20 protein-coding genes, 1 tRNA gene and 2 pseudogenes are annotated in these 13,937 nt (G+C 62.1%); 11 read left to right on the top strand and 12 right to left on the bottom strand.

The window, feature by feature from the left end:
• Positions 1 to 7: 7 nt before the first annotated feature.
• A complete protein-coding gene (locus PO860_RS03485) occupies positions 8 to 358 on the bottom strand; it encodes an AraC family ligand binding domain-containing protein (RefSeq protein WP_183606019.1) in 351 nt (116 codons plus the stop codon).
• Positions 359 to 560: 202 nt separating this feature from the next.
• Here PO860_RS03485 and PO860_RS03480 point away from each other — a divergent pair, with 202 nt between their 5' ends.
• Both PO860_RS03480 and PO860_RS03475 read left to right on the top strand, forming a co-directional pair.
• The gene (locus PO860_RS03480; RefSeq protein ID WP_275038152.1) at positions 561 to 1,244 is read left to right on the top strand and encodes a winged helix-turn-helix domain-containing protein; all 684 of its coding nucleotides are present in this window, start codon (positions 561 to 563) and stop codon (positions 1,242 to 1,244) included.
• Between the two features lie 58 nt (positions 1,245 to 1,302).
• Entirely contained in the window at positions 1,303 to 2,703 is a 1,401-nt protein-coding gene (locus tag PO860_RS03475; protein WP_275038151.1) for a sensor histidine kinase, read from the top strand.
• 78 nt (positions 2,704 to 2,781) lie between these two features.
• On the opposite strand, the gene PO860_RS03470 is transcribed toward PO860_RS03475, so the two are convergent.
• A complete protein-coding gene (locus PO860_RS03470) occupies positions 2,782 to 3,585 on the bottom strand; it encodes a glycosyltransferase family 25 protein (RefSeq protein ID WP_275038150.1) in 804 nt (267 codons plus the stop codon).
• 545 nt (positions 3,586 to 4,130) lie between these two features.
• Between PO860_RS03470 and PO860_RS03465 the strand changes: the two genes are divergently transcribed.
• Positions 4,131 to 5,114, top strand: coding sequence for a phosphotransferase enzyme family protein (locus PO860_RS03465; RefSeq protein WP_275038149.1), 984 nt, complete (start codon positions 4,131 to 4,133; stop codon positions 5,112 to 5,114).
• Between the two features lie 64 nt (positions 5,115 to 5,178).
• Positions 5,179 to 5,299, top strand: a pseudogene (locus PO860_RS03460) (AAA family ATPase); the annotation flags it as partial.
• Between the two features lie 22 nt (positions 5,300 to 5,321).
• Here the strand turns inward: PO860_RS03460 and PO860_RS03455 are convergent.
• Entirely contained in the window at positions 5,322 to 5,984 is a 663-nt protein-coding gene (locus tag PO860_RS03455) for a hypothetical protein (RefSeq protein ID WP_183606013.1), read from the bottom strand.
• A gap of 349 nt (positions 5,985 to 6,333) precedes the next feature.
• Here PO860_RS03455 and PO860_RS03450 point away from each other — a divergent pair, with 349 nt between their 5' ends.
• Positions 6,334 to 6,570 (top strand): hypothetical protein, encoded by a 237-nt coding sequence (locus tag PO860_RS03450; RefSeq protein ID WP_027685648.1) that lies wholly within the window; start codon positions 6,334 to 6,336, stop codon positions 6,568 to 6,570.
• A 210-nt stretch (positions 6,571 to 6,780) separates the two neighbouring features.
• On the opposite strand, the gene PO860_RS03445 is transcribed toward PO860_RS03450, so the two are convergent.
• From PO860_RS03445 to PO860_RS03415, 7 genes are all read right to left on the bottom strand, one after another.
• Positions 6,781 to 7,374: a hypothetical protein gene (locus tag PO860_RS03445; RefSeq protein WP_275038148.1), complete on the bottom strand. Its 594-nt coding sequence runs from the start codon at positions 7,372 to 7,374 to the stop codon at positions 6,781 to 6,783.
• Positions 7,375 to 7,387: 13 nt separating this feature from the next.
• Positions 7,388 to 7,585 carry a response regulator transcription factor gene (locus tag PO860_RS03440; protein ID WP_272783126.1) on the bottom strand — a complete coding sequence of 66 codons (198 nt, stop codon included), beginning with the start codon at positions 7,583 to 7,585 and terminating at the stop codon, positions 7,388 to 7,390.
• Entirely contained in the window at positions 7,582 to 7,881 is a 300-nt protein-coding gene (locus tag PO860_RS03435; RefSeq protein WP_275038147.1) for a GcrA cell cycle regulator, read from the bottom strand. The genes PO860_RS03440 and PO860_RS03435 overlap by 4 nt, the downstream gene beginning before the upstream one ends.
• Positions 7,878 to 8,273: a hypothetical protein gene (locus tag PO860_RS03430; protein ID WP_275038356.1), complete on the bottom strand. Its 396-nt coding sequence runs from the start codon at positions 8,271 to 8,273 to the stop codon at positions 7,878 to 7,880. The genes PO860_RS03435 and PO860_RS03430 overlap by 4 nt, the downstream gene beginning before the upstream one ends.
• Positions 8,239 to 8,604: a hypothetical protein gene (locus PO860_RS03425; protein WP_275038146.1), complete on the bottom strand. Its 366-nt coding sequence runs from the start codon at positions 8,602 to 8,604 to the stop codon at positions 8,239 to 8,241. The genes PO860_RS03430 and PO860_RS03425 overlap by 35 nt, the downstream gene beginning before the upstream one ends.
• Before the next feature lie 64 nt (positions 8,605 to 8,668).
• Positions 8,669 to 8,938 (bottom strand): sigma-70 family RNA polymerase sigma factor, encoded by a 270-nt coding sequence (locus PO860_RS03420; RefSeq protein ID WP_275038145.1) that lies wholly within the window; start codon positions 8,936 to 8,938, stop codon positions 8,669 to 8,671.
• 142 nt (positions 8,939 to 9,080) lie between these two features.
• On the bottom strand, positions 9,081 to 9,302 hold the full coding sequence (locus PO860_RS03415) for a hypothetical protein (protein WP_275038355.1): 222 nt from the start codon (positions 9,300 to 9,302) through the stop codon (positions 9,081 to 9,083).
• A gap of 83 nt (positions 9,303 to 9,385) precedes the next feature.
• On the opposite strand from PO860_RS03415, the gene PO860_RS03410 reads away from it, so the two are divergent.
• From PO860_RS03410 to PO860_RS22235, 4 genes and pseudogenes are all read left to right on the top strand, one after another.
• The gene (locus PO860_RS03410) at positions 9,386 to 10,033 is read left to right on the top strand and encodes a S24 family peptidase (protein WP_097619290.1); all 648 of its coding nucleotides are present in this window, start codon (positions 9,386 to 9,388) and stop codon (positions 10,031 to 10,033) included.
• Positions 10,034 to 10,838: 805 nt separating this feature from the next.
• The gene (locus PO860_RS03405; protein WP_272783122.1) at positions 10,839 to 11,102 is read left to right on the top strand and encodes a hypothetical protein; all 264 of its coding nucleotides are present in this window, start codon (positions 10,839 to 10,841) and stop codon (positions 11,100 to 11,102) included.
• An 11-nt stretch (positions 11,103 to 11,113) separates the two neighbouring features.
• Positions 11,114 to 11,347 carry a hypothetical protein gene (locus PO860_RS03400; RefSeq protein ID WP_275038144.1) on the top strand — a complete coding sequence of 78 codons (234 nt, stop codon included), beginning with the start codon at positions 11,114 to 11,116 and terminating at the stop codon, positions 11,345 to 11,347.
• A pseudogene (locus PO860_RS22235) lies at positions 11,344 to 11,568 on the top strand (hypothetical protein). Before PO860_RS03400 ends, PO860_RS22235 begins: the two are co-directional and overlap by 4 nt.
• A gap of 26 nt (positions 11,569 to 11,594) precedes the next feature.
• Here PO860_RS22235 and PO860_RS03390 read toward each other — a convergent pair.
• On the bottom strand, positions 11,595 to 11,834 hold the full coding sequence (locus PO860_RS03390; RefSeq protein ID WP_097619294.1) for a DUF982 domain-containing protein: 240 nt from the start codon (positions 11,832 to 11,834) through the stop codon (positions 11,595 to 11,597).
• Between the two features lie 276 nt (positions 11,835 to 12,110).
• Here PO860_RS03390 and PO860_RS03385 point away from each other — a divergent pair, with 276 nt between their 5' ends.
• Positions 12,111 to 12,734 (top strand): outer membrane protein, encoded by a 624-nt coding sequence (locus tag PO860_RS03385; RefSeq protein ID WP_183606648.1) that lies wholly within the window; start codon positions 12,111 to 12,113, stop codon positions 12,732 to 12,734.
• A 386-nt stretch (positions 12,735 to 13,120) separates the two neighbouring features.
• On the opposite strand, the gene PO860_RS03380 is transcribed toward PO860_RS03385, so the two are convergent.
• Positions 13,121 to 13,197, bottom strand: a tRNA-Pro gene (locus PO860_RS03380).
• Positions 13,198 to 13,458: 261 nt separating this feature from the next.
• On the opposite strand from PO860_RS03380, the gene PO860_RS03375 reads away from it, so the two are divergent.
• Entirely contained in the window at positions 13,459 to 13,866 is a 408-nt protein-coding gene (locus PO860_RS03375) for a hypothetical protein (protein WP_041935634.1), read from the top strand.
• Positions 13,867 to 13,937: the final 71 nt, after the last annotated feature.

Raw genomic sequence — 13,937 nt, 5'->3', positions numbered from 1 at the left:
CCGCGATTTACGCGTGCACCGGCCGCCAATGCGGATAGGTGACATAGGCGGTGAGCGCGCCCTCCTCGTGCGAGCGGATGGTCACCGCTTCGCCCTTGGGCATGTAAACGATCTCGCCTGGCCCGGCGGTGACTGTTCCGGCATCTGTCGAGACCGAAAGCCGGCCTTCCAGCACGATCATGACGTCGTCGACATCAATCGTCTCGGCAAGACTCTGGCCGGGCGCGTAGCGTCCATAGCCGATGGTAATCGGCCCTCCGTGCCGCTCGTCGACCAGATTGCCGACGGAGATGTCTGCCTCCTGTCCGGGGGAACGCTCCAACGACGCATCGGCGATCGTGAACTTACGCATCTTCATCGTCTTCCTCCATTGCCGCATGCCGAGGTAGCGCGGAAATTTCGCGCGCCAAGACGGATGGCAGACGCACGAGGAGGGGGTTCCCGCTCCCATGGTTGCGCATGAAGCCGCCCTCGCCCATCACCTTACGAATCCGTAAGTTGTAGCCAAGCCGTCCTCTCGGCTAGATCTTGCCCTCAGGCATTCGGGAACGATCGGGCTGATGCGAATCCTGCTTATCGAGGACGATACCAAGACGTCCGATTATATCGCCAAGGGTTTTTCCGAGGCCGGGCATGTCTGTGACGTCATCGGCGACGGTCGCGATGGGTTGTTTCAGGCGCAGCGCGAGGCCTATGACGTCATCGTCGTCGATCGCATGCTGCCGGGCCTCGATGGGCTGGCGATCGTGCGTTCACTGAGGGCTGCCAAGGTCGGCACATCGGCGCTGTTCCTGACGTCGATCGGCGGTGTCGACGATCGGGTCGAGGGGCTGGAGGCGGGCGGCGACGATTATCTGGTCAAACCCTTTGCCTTCTCCGAGCTTCTGGCGCGCGTCAATGCGCTTGGCCGCCGGCCGCCGGTGCAGGAGCAGAAGACGGTGCTGAAGGTTGCCGATCTCGAGCTCGATCTGATCCGGCGGGAGGCCCGCCGCGCCGGGCAGGCGATCGAGCTGCAGCCGCGCGAATTCACCCTGCTCGAGGTGCTGATGCGCGGCGAAGGCCGGGTCATCACCAAGACGATGCTGCTGGAGCGGGTCTGGGATTTCCACTTCGATCCGAAGACCAGCGTCGTCGAGACCCATATCAGCCGCCTCAGGGCCAAAGTCGACAAGCCGTTCCAGGCCCAGCTTCTGCACACGGTCCGCAACACCGGATACAGCCTGCATGCGCCTCGAACAGGATGATTTCAGGCCCGTCGGCCTGAAAACCTCAAATCCTGTTCGCAATTTAAAGAGTAAGAGCATGATGTCGCCCGAAGACCGCGCACACTTTTCGGCATCATGCTCCAGCCTGCGCAGGAGCACGCCGTTCCGGCTTGCCGTCACCTTCGGCGTGCTCTTCGTCGTCACCTTCATTTTGAGCGGCGCAATCATCTATCACATGCTGCGCCTCGGCCTCGGCCGCGATCTCGAACAGTCGCTCACCGAGATGAATTCGCTGATCGTCTCGACCTACGAACCCGGCGACACCGGGGATCTGATCAACACGCTGAACAATTATGCGAGCTTTCAATCCACCTCCGACGGGCTTTATTCGCTGACCGACCAGGCCGGCAGGAAACTCGCCGGCAATTTCGCGGCACCGCGCATCCCGAACGGCGTCCATACCGTCACCTCAGGCGATGTCGGGCTGAAGGGCCATGAACGCTACCGGATGCAGGTGTCGACGATCGGCCCCTACAGCCTGGTGGTCGCCGAAAACTTCAACGATGTCGACGAGATGCTGAGGATCGTGCAGGTGAGCCTCGAATGGGCGGCGGCGATCGTCGTCGCGACCGCGATCGGCGGCGGCGCCTTTCTCGCCGTTCGCGCCCAGGCGCGGCTGGACAGGGTGGCGCTGACCATGAACGACGTCGCCCAAGGCGCGCTCGACGCCCGCATTCCGATCAGCGGCAACGGCGACGATCTCGATATGGTGGCGATCCAGATCAACGCAGCGCTGGAGCGGCTGCAGACATTGGTCGACAGCATGCGGCAGGTGAGCGCCGATATCGCCCACGATCTGAAAACACCTCTCAACCGGCTGCGGCTGACGCTCGATGCCGCGGTGGCCGGAAATGACCGGCAGGCCGATGTGTCGGCCCTTCTCGACGAAGCGAGACACGAGAGCGACCGGATCAACGCCACCTTCGAGGCGCTGCTGCGCATTTCCCAGATCGAGGCCGGCGCCCGCAAGGAGCGTTTCCAGGCGACCGATCTCGACGCCGTGCTTGCGGTGATTTCCGAGGTCTATGTCGATGTCGCGGAAGACGCGTTGATGTCGTTGACGATCGCGGAGCGCTGTCCGGCGCTCATTCGGGGCGACCGTGATCTGCTGACGCAGATGATCGCCAACCTGGTGGAAAACGCGATCAACCACTGCCCGGCCGGAACTGGCATCACGGTTTCGCTCCGCTGCCGGAACGGCCGGGCCATCGTCTCGGTCGCCGATACCGGCCCCGGCATTCCCGCCGGAGAAAGGGACAGGGTCTTCCGGCGTCTCTACCGGCTCGACAAGAGCCGCACGACGCCGGGAAGCGGGCTTGGGCTCAGCCTCGTCAAGGCGATCGCCGACCTGCATGCGGCTGAGATCACCATGGCCGACAATCATCCCGGCCTCACCATCTCGATCGCCTTTCCGCTCATCCCGGGTGAACGGTCTTAACCGCTCACCCCAGAGGAGCGGTCCTAGCCGCTCACCCCGGGGGAGCGGCCCTAACCGCTCACCCCAGGGGGAGCGGCCCTAACCGCTCACCCTCCAGGCGGCGAGACGGCGGAAGCGGCGAGCAAACCGGCGCACCTCAGCCGCCGTGCGATAGGGCAGGACACTCCACGGCCGGCGGCGGCCGAGCCGGTATGCCGACAGCCCGGCCTGGATCTGCGAGCAGGGATCGGCCCCTTGGCTGACCGGCGCCGGATCGACGAAGCAGGCCTTCAGCCCCTCATCGAACTCCAGATCGAAGGCGAGATCATAAGGCAGGCGCATCGGCAAAAGCGCACCGGCGATCCACTCGGCCGCCTGGCGGTTGATGAGATAGGCGCCGGAGCCCTTCTCGCGGGTGAGCGCGATGGCGAGCGAGCGCGACGCCGTCAGCGCCTCCACCCTGTGCTTTTTCCCGGAACTGACTGTGGACAGGCGCAGGATGTCCCAGCGCTCTTGGTGCTCAAGGGCGGCATCGAGCAGCTCGGCCAGATCGTCATCGAAATCGAGATCGTCTTCCAGAATGAGCGCGAATTCGGCATTGCCGGCAAGGAACCGTTTGGCGCATTCGACGTGGCTGAGATAGCAGCCGATCTCGAAAGGGTTCGGCCGGCGGCCGTGCCGGCTGAGATAGGCTGCTTCGTCAAAACCCGGATGCGGCAGGCTGATGACCGCGCCATCGACCGCCGCCACGCGTTCGAAGGCAAGGCCGAAATCTGCCAGCAGCCGCTCCATGCGAAACCGCCGCAACGGCGCCCGGTCGAGATTGATCAGGTAAGTGTTAACCCGCAGGCTGACCGGATGGATCGCCGGCATAAGGGCGGCAGGTGTGGCGCGCATATTCATGAGAGCTGGCCTCGACTTGACAATGACGGCGCCAAGCCTGCGCTCGAAATCTCACGGGGACCTCGCCCGGACTATACATTTTGGTAAAGTGCAGCGGTCGAACGGCCGAGGCTGCATTTCTTACGGATTGGTATGATCCCGGCAAAGTGCGCGTGAGAATCCCGCGCTACCAGCGTCGTGCGGCACGCCGTGGACGCCTCCCTTCCCGCGATCGAAACCGACAACCAGCGAGCCTTCGATGACGACAGCGACCCACTGCGTGCCGCGCCGGATGATCCTTGGCAGGCTGACGGCGGCGAGAGTGGACCCTCGGGTCAAGCCCTGGGAGGACGGAGCGTGGGGTGACGTCTGGAGCAAGGACAGCGACGCATTCGGGCATGATCGGCGACCGCGCGCCAAGACGAATGCAGACTCTCGATGAGGAAATTCGATCTCCGCGCCGCTGAGAAACGCTGGCCTGGTCAGCACGGCGCCGATATGGTTGCAAAAACACGGCCCCGCAACCCCGGAAACAACCCTCTCGCAAAGCCCCTACGGACAGCCCTATGCTCGACTTTGATCCGCTCTATTCAACGCCTCAGGTTGAGGCTGTCGAACAGTTCATCAATCATCACTATCCGCTTGCAGGACCGCTTTCCTGCCGATTGCTTCAACGTGGCCTGAATGATGTGTATCTCGTCGTTGGCAGCCACAGCGAGCGTTATGTCTTCCGGCTTTCCCACCGCCGCGCACGCGGTCCAGCCGACGTCAGGACCGAAACGGCATTCCTGACACATCTTTCGCAATCGGGCGTTCCGGTCGCAGCCCCCGTCCCGACACGTGATGGCAGCCTGTTCGTTCAGGGAAATGCGCCGGAAGGCGGGCGCGAGGGCGTGCTCTTCCGGGCGCTCGACGGCCGCCAGCCGTCTACGACGGATGCCGGCGATGCCCGGGCCAACGGCAAGACTCTTGCTCTGCTGCACAATGCGGCCGAGACATTCTCGCCGGACGGCGCGCGTTATCGGCTTGACCTCGAACACCTGCTGCATCGGCCCCTCGCCCGAATACGCGATAGCGGCATTGTGGAGGACGCGGAGGTCCGCAGCGATCTCGAAACCATCGCGGCACGAACCGCAAAGGCGATCGAAGCCTTCGGCGATCTGACCAGGACCTATTGCCATGGCGATTGCCACGGCTTCAATGCGCGCATCAACGACGCCGGCGAAGCCGTATTTTTCGATTTTGACGACGGCGGTCCGGGGTACCTTGCCTACGACCTGTCGGTCTTCCTGTGGGCGCAAGTCTCCTTCGGCCGAAGTTCGACCGCCATGTGGGACGCCTTCGTCGACGGTTATCGAGCCGTCCGGCCGATAACCCCAGACGACTTCGAAGCCGCCCATCGCTTTGTGATTGTCCGCCACATCTGGCTGATGGGCGAGTATGCAAGCCGGGCCCAGGAATGGGGAAGCGAGACCGTCGGCTGGATCGCGCGGGAAGCGCATTTCCTCAAGACCTGGGAGACCCAGCAATTTGTCGATCGTTTGTTTTGAATTCAGTTATCGGCCTGATCGGCAGCCGGAGGAAGAAGCACACAGGGCAAATCGCAAAGCCACCCCCACGCTCTACCTCACTTGCGGTCTTCCCGGTTCGCGGAAGCCAAGCCGAAACCGGTCCGTGCCGAGGGAGGGTGGAGAGCCTGCAATGGCACATCGCCCTGCGTGCCCTCAGGCTTCGAAGACGTGGCCAAGGAACACCGTTTACTCTTCACCTGTCTTCGGAAAGAGATGAGTGACATTGGAACCAGGGGTCTGAACCCTCGCTGCGGTCTTCTTGCTGTCATTGCTGCGTTCGCCAGCAGCTTGTACGACCGAGGCAAATCCATCGCGCTGCCTGTAGTAGTCAGGTTTTTCCGGAAGACTGAGATCAAAATCGGCAAGCAGTCGCTCGATGAGGTCCATCGCCTTCGCCGCGATCACCGCATAGCCCTCCTGGCGACGCTCGAAAAAACTGTCGAAGCCTGGGCTGGAGAGATCAAGGTTATCCAACGCGTTCCCAAGGTTCGTCACCCGGTTCGATAACCATAAAGCCTCATGGAAGAGCTCGTCGCCCAGGAGGCTCAAATCTTCAGCCCGTGGAAGGACAAGAACCGGATCCGCCGTGTGGAAGACGAATTCGCCTTCGTTGGCTGGGTTGAACTCAGGCGTATCGTGAACGGCAGCGTATGCGGCGCCGACAAAATCGTCCAATGCCAGAGCTGTCAGCATCGCCGCGCTGCGCGCTTTGGCCTTTGGGTTCCGCGCGCGTTCAGCACTCGTCCACCGCAGTGCGCTCGGTATGATCGTGCCGGCGGCGAAACAGCCAGCCCCAATCATCGCTCCGACTAGCATGATGCCCTGAGTTGTTTCGAAGAACTGCGTCAACACTCACCTCGTAGGGTTCGAGAAGCGATTTGCATCGGTCGCACGCAGGACGGAATCAGTACCGACTGTTGCAGTGTGCCTCGCTTGAAAGCGATTAGGAATGCTCTCCTGAAGATGAGATCTCGACGGAGTAGATTCAAGGTTTAGTCCGTATGCCCCCTCTGCCGGATGACCCGTCGTCGAGAAGCTTCCGGATGGCCGTGATGTTTCCACGCAAACCGGGCGGCAGGGCTGCTTCTGGTGGTTCATCTTCGAAAGCGGAGGAAATGTTCCAATCCATTGTTACCCATTGACGTGAACAGGTTTCACCCCAATACGGTCAGGCCAGGCAGACGACAACAGGAGTGTAATCGTGAGCGAACCGACCGTAGCAGATGCAACAAACCGCATTTATGAGTCGCTCCAGGCGGACAACGCCGACATCGACGTGCATATCGCGGCCCTCAAGGCAGCGTTGACGCGGGCGGGTTTGAAAGAGGCCGTATTCGACCCGGCCAGGCTCGTGCAGAATAACCGTTCTGGCAGGAAGCGGATGGAGGCCTACTTTCGGCAGCGCGGTGTCATGGTGAAATTCTCAGCCTCGTGAAGCCTTGCTATGAAGGCAGACGGCTGTAATCACAGATGTCGCATTCCCCCCTCGCCCCGCTCCCGCCCGTGTCTCCAGGCCGCTGCTGATGGAGGCCAGCGTGGATCCTCGGGTCAAGCCCGAGGACGACGGAGGGTGGGGTGAACTCTGCGGCAAGGACAGCGATGGCGGATGGGATGTGGGCGAATTTCGCGTCCGTTGCCTACCCCATCACCCAGCCCTCGCCCCCCGCAACGCCGTCAACCCCCGGCGCAGCCACAGCAGCTGCTGCGGCGGCATCTGGCGCAAGTGTTCATAATCCATCACCGTGACGTTATAGACCATGCTCCTGACCTGCGGTCCATCAGGGCAGCGCAGCAGGATGCCCTGCAGCGCCATCATGCGGTTGCTGGCTTTGCGGGCGCGGTCGGCGATGGTCTCGGTCACCTCGCCTTCGTGGCCTTTGACGGCGAAAAGCGATTGCGCCCGCGGGCTCGGGGCCGGGATGCCGGTGGTCTTGTGGTAGCGGGCGATTGCCTCGGCATAGTCGTCGCCGGCCTGGCGCTGCTCGGCGGTGATCAGGCCGTCGAGGAACATGCGGCCGAGGGTATAGCCGGCGAACGGGCTTTTGACCGTCTCGTCATCAACCGTCCGGCCGAAACCGTGGATGCGGCGGCGGGCTGATATCGCCACGCTGATATTGTCCTTCTCGGTTTCGAAGGGCTTGATCTTGCCGCAGGGAAACCGCTCGACATTTGCCTTGCGCGGCCGGCCGGCGCCCTTGTTTGCCCGCCCCGTCTTTGCCTTGGCTGCTTTGCCACCCATGCTGATTGTCCTTCTATCGAATGATGCCGTTACGAAGTGCGGCGGCGACCAGCGCCGTATCCTTGAAGACGCCGAGTCTCACCTTGGCGTTGGCGATGTGCGTGTTCACCGTGATGTGGGAGATGCCGAGAATGGTGCCGATCTCGGCGGCGGTCTTGCCCGCCGCCATCCAGCCGATGATTTCGGTTTCGCGTGGGGTCACTGGGCTCATGGCTCTGGATACCCATCGATAGAGGGCACGCGCGGCATCGTCACATGCGCACCCGACAGCGTCACCCGCGTGACCCGGTCGGGATGGCGGATCGGCGCCGGCGCCGGGCGGGTTTCGGCCAGCGGAGGCCTGAAGTCCTGCCGTGCCGGGAACCTGTCGCGGTTGCGGCGCGCCATGTTGATGACGGTGTTTTTCTTCGACCCGAACAGGTTGGCGATCTCTCTTGCCGAGAGCCCCTCCTGCCAGAGCGTCTGCGCCCTGACGATCTTGTCTTCCGTCCAGAATAGGCCTCTCACCTCAATGCCTCCTCGGGCCGTGCGGCTCCTGCAATGATCGGGTTGTCGGGAAACATCTTCGCCAGTTCCCGCCTGGCGTTGCGGCTGCCGTTCGCCGCGTCGCGCAGCAGCTGCATCTTGTAGGCGGCGACTTTCGGCTGCGGCGTCTCCGGTTGCGGCTTAAGGCGCGGGCGGCTCTGCGCTTCGATCGCCGCCTGCTGACGGCGGCATTGCTCGGCGAAACTGGCGCAGCTCGGGGCGAAGGCGCGGTTATGGTTTTTCACCTTTCCGGAGATGAAGAGTTTGGCGGCCTGCCAGACAGCCTCCAGCGGGATGCCGTCGATGGCGACGAGATAGGCGCGGATCTGCATGTCGGGATCAGTGCCTGTTGATGCCGGGAAACCCGAAAGCATGCCCGCTATGATCTTCACCGGAGAGGAAATCTCTTGCGGCATCGACTGTCGTCCTTCTCGTGCTGCTGTTGATCGACTGGGCTTCCCTCGCCTTCTCCTTGAGGTACCAGTCGCATTTGATCGCCTGCCAGCCGCGGAAGATCTGCATCTCGGCGGCGCCCGCCGGATCGCCGGTCAGCAGATATTCCCTGGCCTGGATCCGGGCCGCGTAAGCCGTCAGCGGCCGCTTCAGCGTGCGCTTGCGATATTCGATGATCGCTGCCGCCAGCTCCTGCCCCAGCACCGGGCTGAGGATCTCCATGATGTCCTTGTCGATTGTTGCCTTCGCCATTGTTTCCCTCGCCATTGTTTGCCTTTCCCGGCCGAGATGGCCGACCTCAAACCCGCCGCCCCCCTCAAATCCGGCCGCCGGCAAAATTGACCGGCGTGCCCGGCTTGAGGGGCCGGCGGGCAAACCGGCGGGTTTCCGCGCCGGCGTGATCCTGCTGGGCGGTGTCGCCCTTCTCGGCGCTTCGCAGCCGGTGGATCTCGATTTCGACCGAAGGCACCGACATCCCGAGGATGGCTGCGATTTCGATATAGTCCCGGCCGGTGCGGAAGAGCTCGAGCGCGCTCATGCCGGCGTCTCGGTGCTGCGCTGGCGCGGCCTTGGCTTGGATGCTCATCGTTTCATCCTTGTTTTCGATTTCGAGAGCGGCTCGCCGTTGTTGCGGGAGAAAAAGCTCCACTCGTCTGCATGGGCTGCCGCCGGGGATTGAGAGGCCGGCGTCGCCGAGGGAGGGCGACGACGCCGGCCGCCGATCGCCGTCAGGGAGGAGTGACGCCGTCGGGATGGGTGATCAAAGGAGCGCCGGGCAGGATCTCCCGCATCTCTTTCGGGCTCGTCGGCCGGCCGCAATTTTCGCAGTGGCGCTCGATCACCTCGGCGATCGACAGCGCCTTGCCGCACATCGCGCACCCGGTGTAGCGGGGGCAACCGCTGTAGCGGGGAAGTCTGGGCCCGTCATGGATGATGTCGCTGTATGTCATGCTCATTAGGGTACAATTAATACCCGTTATGTCAAGCGCAATAGGGCATTACATATACCTTTTTCTAGGGTATAATGTATATCATGTTGAAAGATCAGGAACAATTTGAGCGCGAAGAACGCGCAAAGCGGCTTGTCATGGCCAGGAAGAATGCCGGCTTTGCCGGGCCGAAGGCGATCGTCGATCGGCTCGGCTGGAACGCCAATGTCTACAAGGCGCACGAATCCGGCCGCAACGGCTTCGGCATTGCCGATGCGAAGAAGTATGCCCGCGCGTTCAAGGTCAATCTCAACTGGCTGCAGTTCGGCACCGGCAACGCGCTCGATCCGGATGAGCTGCCGGTTTCCGTCGCCGACGTGCCGAAGATCTCCTGGGTCAGCGCCGGCCAGTTGAGCGAGCAGGCGCCGATCACCGACTTTTCGGAATTCCCGACCGTCGCCGCCCTCGATCTTCCCGATGGCGAATGGATCGCGCTCGAGGTCGAAGGCAACTCGATGAACAAGATCTCGCCGCCCGGCTCGATCATTTTCGTCAATCTGCGCGACAAGCGCCTGGCGCCGAACGCGCTCTATGTCGTCGCCGACGAGACGGGCGCCGCCACCTACAAGCGCTACCGCCCGAACGACAATCCGCCCTTCCAGCCCGCCTCCTACGAGGACGTGCCGCCGCCGGAATTCCAGGGCGCCGTCACCATCGTCGGCCGCGTCCGCCGATCGATCATCGAGATGTAGGGATGGAGCTCAAATCTCGGAAGCAATGATCAATGAAACCAATATGATCCGCCCTTCCGCGCGTGCCGGCAAAATCTGGTTCTATATCGTCACGACAGCGGTGCTGCTTCTCGCCTTCAGCGCCGCGCGGCAGATGTACGGCCTATAGGATTTCGCTCTGAAGCTCGCCGGCCCCCGCCGGAATCATGACGCATATCGGGCGGCCCACCCTCTGAAACCACAAATTGCGGAAGGTCCGGCTGCCGTTCGCACACCCTCGTCACCGTCCTTCGGCAGCGCCCTCGGATCGTAGAATTCGGCGATCCCAGGCCGCTTCGATCACTTGCCGGCGATTTCGATTTCGCTGCGCATGGCCGACCTCCTTTTTTTGCTTTCATCATCTACTCCAACTTCAGTTCTCTATCCTCTCTCTTAGGCTTAGGAGGAGAAGGTTCCTGAAGGCTGGTGAGGGAGGGTTCCGGCCAAAGCTTCCCCCTACCCCATGAGCAAAGCCCATGAAGCCGGGAGAGCATTGGCCAGGTCCTGAAGGCCGGAGCCGGGATGGGACACGTGCCAGAGGGGCCATTCGCTTCGCCCTCGTCCTGATTTTCTGACAGCGCACTTAAGGACTTTCGCTTCCCGCGCCGCTGGGCTTCGTCAGCTCGGGAGTTGCACCCGGTCGCCCAATCACTGGATCCAGAGATACACCTACGATTCGTACCTCGTCAATCATAAGGGTATTTTTAATACCTTTTAGGATTGACGCAATCAGGTATAATATATACCTTTTTCTCACAGGCCGATCAGAGGCGCGAGAGGACAGGCGATGCAGCACATCCGCAATATCGAAACCGAGGAGAGCAGGCGGGATGCCCGCTGGAATGCGGCGCGCACGGCCCATGACTGCCGCGCCTATATGGCCAACGAGGCCCAGCGCATGGGCGCCCTCGGCTTTGCCTTTCTCCGCCGTCCCGAACATTCGATCCGCGGCCCGTCCTGGCTGCGCGGCGCTGCCGCCAGCGTCGAGGCGCACTACCGCTATGCCCGCGAGATCATGGGCATCACCGATACCGATCAGCTTTACGCCTGAGGGGAGCTGAGATGCCTGCGGCCAATCCCACATCCGAACCCTCGACCGAGAGCCGTCCTGCCGCCCGATGGGCCGGGACAAGCGAAGAGACCCATGCCAAGGCCCGCCTCACCGCCGGGACACCCGATCTCCTGACCGCGCTGGTGGAGGCCGAACGTTTTTTCGACGGCAGCAACGATCGCGGCTGCGCGCTTCACCAGAAGATCCTTGCCGCCATCCACACGGTGAAGGGCTGTGCAGCATGAGCGATTGCCTGATCAAAGCCTTTGCCGGCTGCGCCTGCCCGCCCGGCGAATGCCTGGAAAAGCCCCTCACCCCGGCGCCGGTCACCTTCGTCTCGTGGCGGACCCAGGCGATCGCCTGACTTACCTTCGGCTTCCTCGTCGCGATCGTTACGGCCGCCTGGATGGAGACGCAGCTCAAGAACCAGGATCTCAGCTACCAGGAGCGGGTGTCGTGGAAGTGAGCCAGGGCTTTGCCGGATCCTTCAGCTCAGGAGCTGTACTTGATGTCGCTGGCCTTCGCCGCGGTGATGAATGCGCGGCGCACCTGCTCGGGCTCGGCGGCATCGTTGAAAACATCAAGCACAAGCCGTTCGGCCGCCTCGGCCGCCGGCGTCTGCTCCGGCCAATCGTTCAGCAAAGTGTTGCCGGCCTGAACGACATTATAGACCGTCCTCACCTTGCCATTGATGGTGATCTTCACCGGCTTGAACCTTCGTCGCTTGCTCATGATACAGCCCCCACGCTGGCCACGCGACTCAACGAATCACTTGGCGACTCGTTCCGGTTGATTCTGAAGCGCGGCGAATCGAACATGGCGCATGCAACGCCCGACGAATTGTTCAATCGCGTCCCGGTTATCATTTTTTGTCAGGCGGAAGGCCTGACGTCCTCCGGCACAACCTTTATAATACTGTACAATTGCGCGCGTGTGCTCTTTTTGCTACAGCTTTTTGTTGAGTTGCCCTGTATCCCTTGGTTGCATTGTAACGCATGGGGTACAGAGATGAAGTTGACTATTGCCACCACTTTCCTAGCACTTGTCGCAACCACTGCTTTGGCAGCCGATGTCGTTCAGGACGTACCGGCCGCTCCCGTTGCGGCGGCGCCTGTGTTCACTTGGTCGGGCCCGTATTTCGGTATTGATGGCGGCGCCGGATGGCTTAACGGTGATTTCGACTTCGGCGGCGGCAGCGCTTCTGAGGATTTCAACGGCGGCGTCTTCGGCGGATTTGCTGGTTATAACTTCCAGTTCGATAGCATTGTCGTCGGTATCGAAGGCAATCTGGAACACAACTGGAATGAGAAGGACACGCTGGGGGCCGAAATTGGGACGGATTGGGCCGGCGCTGTTCGTGGTCGGGTCGGCTACGCCTTTGACAAGGCGCTGATCTATGGCGCAGCTGGCTGGACCGCCACGCGCGGTTACGTCGACGTGCCGGGGTTCGACAAGGAAACGGAGACCTTCAACGGTTACACCGTCGGGGCTGGCGTCGACTTTGCCGTCACCAACAACATCTTCGCCCGCGGCGAGTACCGGTACAACGACTTCGGCGAGAAGGACATCCTTGGTGTGGATGTTGACCTGGATCAGCACGAACTCAAGTTCGGCGTCGGCGTAAAGTTCTAAGAACTGTCTGCCAAGAAGCAGCACTGAAGCCTCGCCACGTTGGCGGGGCTTTTGCGTTTCCCTCGATACGAATCGGCCCGGCCTTTGGCTTTCCCTCTCACAAGGGGCACCTCCTCACTCACATACGCCGCTGACGTCGCCTCGGCCACCTCGCTGATGCCAGCCGCAACCGACGAGTGGGAAGCATCCGGCCCCTGGCCATGACACTTGAGAGTTGGAAAAGCCTATGGCCGGCATCGCCCGGGTCATCAGCCAAATGCCGGTGTGGATCCACAGCCGGCCGCGCCGGGAGGAAGACGTAACCATTCATTGCCGCAAGCATTGCCGTGCTTTTCGAGCCAACAGCGCCCGAACACGAAAAACCCCGCCGGAGCGGGGTTTCTAGCTGGTCGGAGTGGAGTGATTCGAACACTCGACCCCCACGTCCCGAACGTGGTGCGCTACCAGACTGCGCTACACTCCGTGACCAGCGGCGCTTCTATAGAACAGCCTATCTGGTTGCACAAGCACCAAATTCCAAAAATCCGGCGGAATTTTTGACGGGTGGATGACAGGGCCGGCGGTGCGCTGCTGCAGCAAAAAGACACACCCGGAGCAAATCGTCGGGAAGTACCACAGGGGCAATTTTCTTTTGCCGGGTTCCGCGCTAAAGGGCAGACGGGACAGGCGAAACCGCTGCGACGGCGGCTTCGCGGCCAATGCGCTTGAGATCAGGGACGACACGATGAATTTCCGCACCATGACCGCGGCCGGGCTTGCAATTGCGCTTGCCGGATGCACGACCATTCCTTCCGCCGGCAATCCGATCGAGGCCCGCTGGGTCGGCAAATCGGCCGGCATCTTCTTTGCCGCCTACGGGCCGCCGATCAGCGACAGCGAGCAAGGCTCGACCACCGTCTATACCTGGCGCGGCGGCTATAAGACCGTGCGCATTCCGGCGAAATATGCCGAAGGCGCCGACGGCAAGCGCGGCAAGCAGATCGCGTCCGCCCGCACCGCCTATCTGCGCTGCCAGGCCGAAATCACCACCAGCTCCGATTACACGATCCGCGACATCCGCACCGTCGCCGACATTCCCGGCGTGGACGGCCCGTCCTATTGCGCCGAGTTCCTGGCGCCGGAACAGAAGTAACGGGCGGTTTGCCCAAGGAAGCGAAGACAGGCGGCCGATGTGCCGCCTGTTTTGTTTTACCGGGTCACTGC

The sequence above is a fragment of the Rhizobium binxianense genome (assembly GCF_028994275.1).
Taxonomy (GTDB): domain Bacteria; phylum Pseudomonadota; class Alphaproteobacteria; order Rhizobiales; family Rhizobiaceae; genus Rhizobium; species Rhizobium binxianense.
The sequence above is the reverse complement of the archived record's forward strand: the minus strand, read 5'-3'. Positions and strand labels throughout refer to the sequence as shown.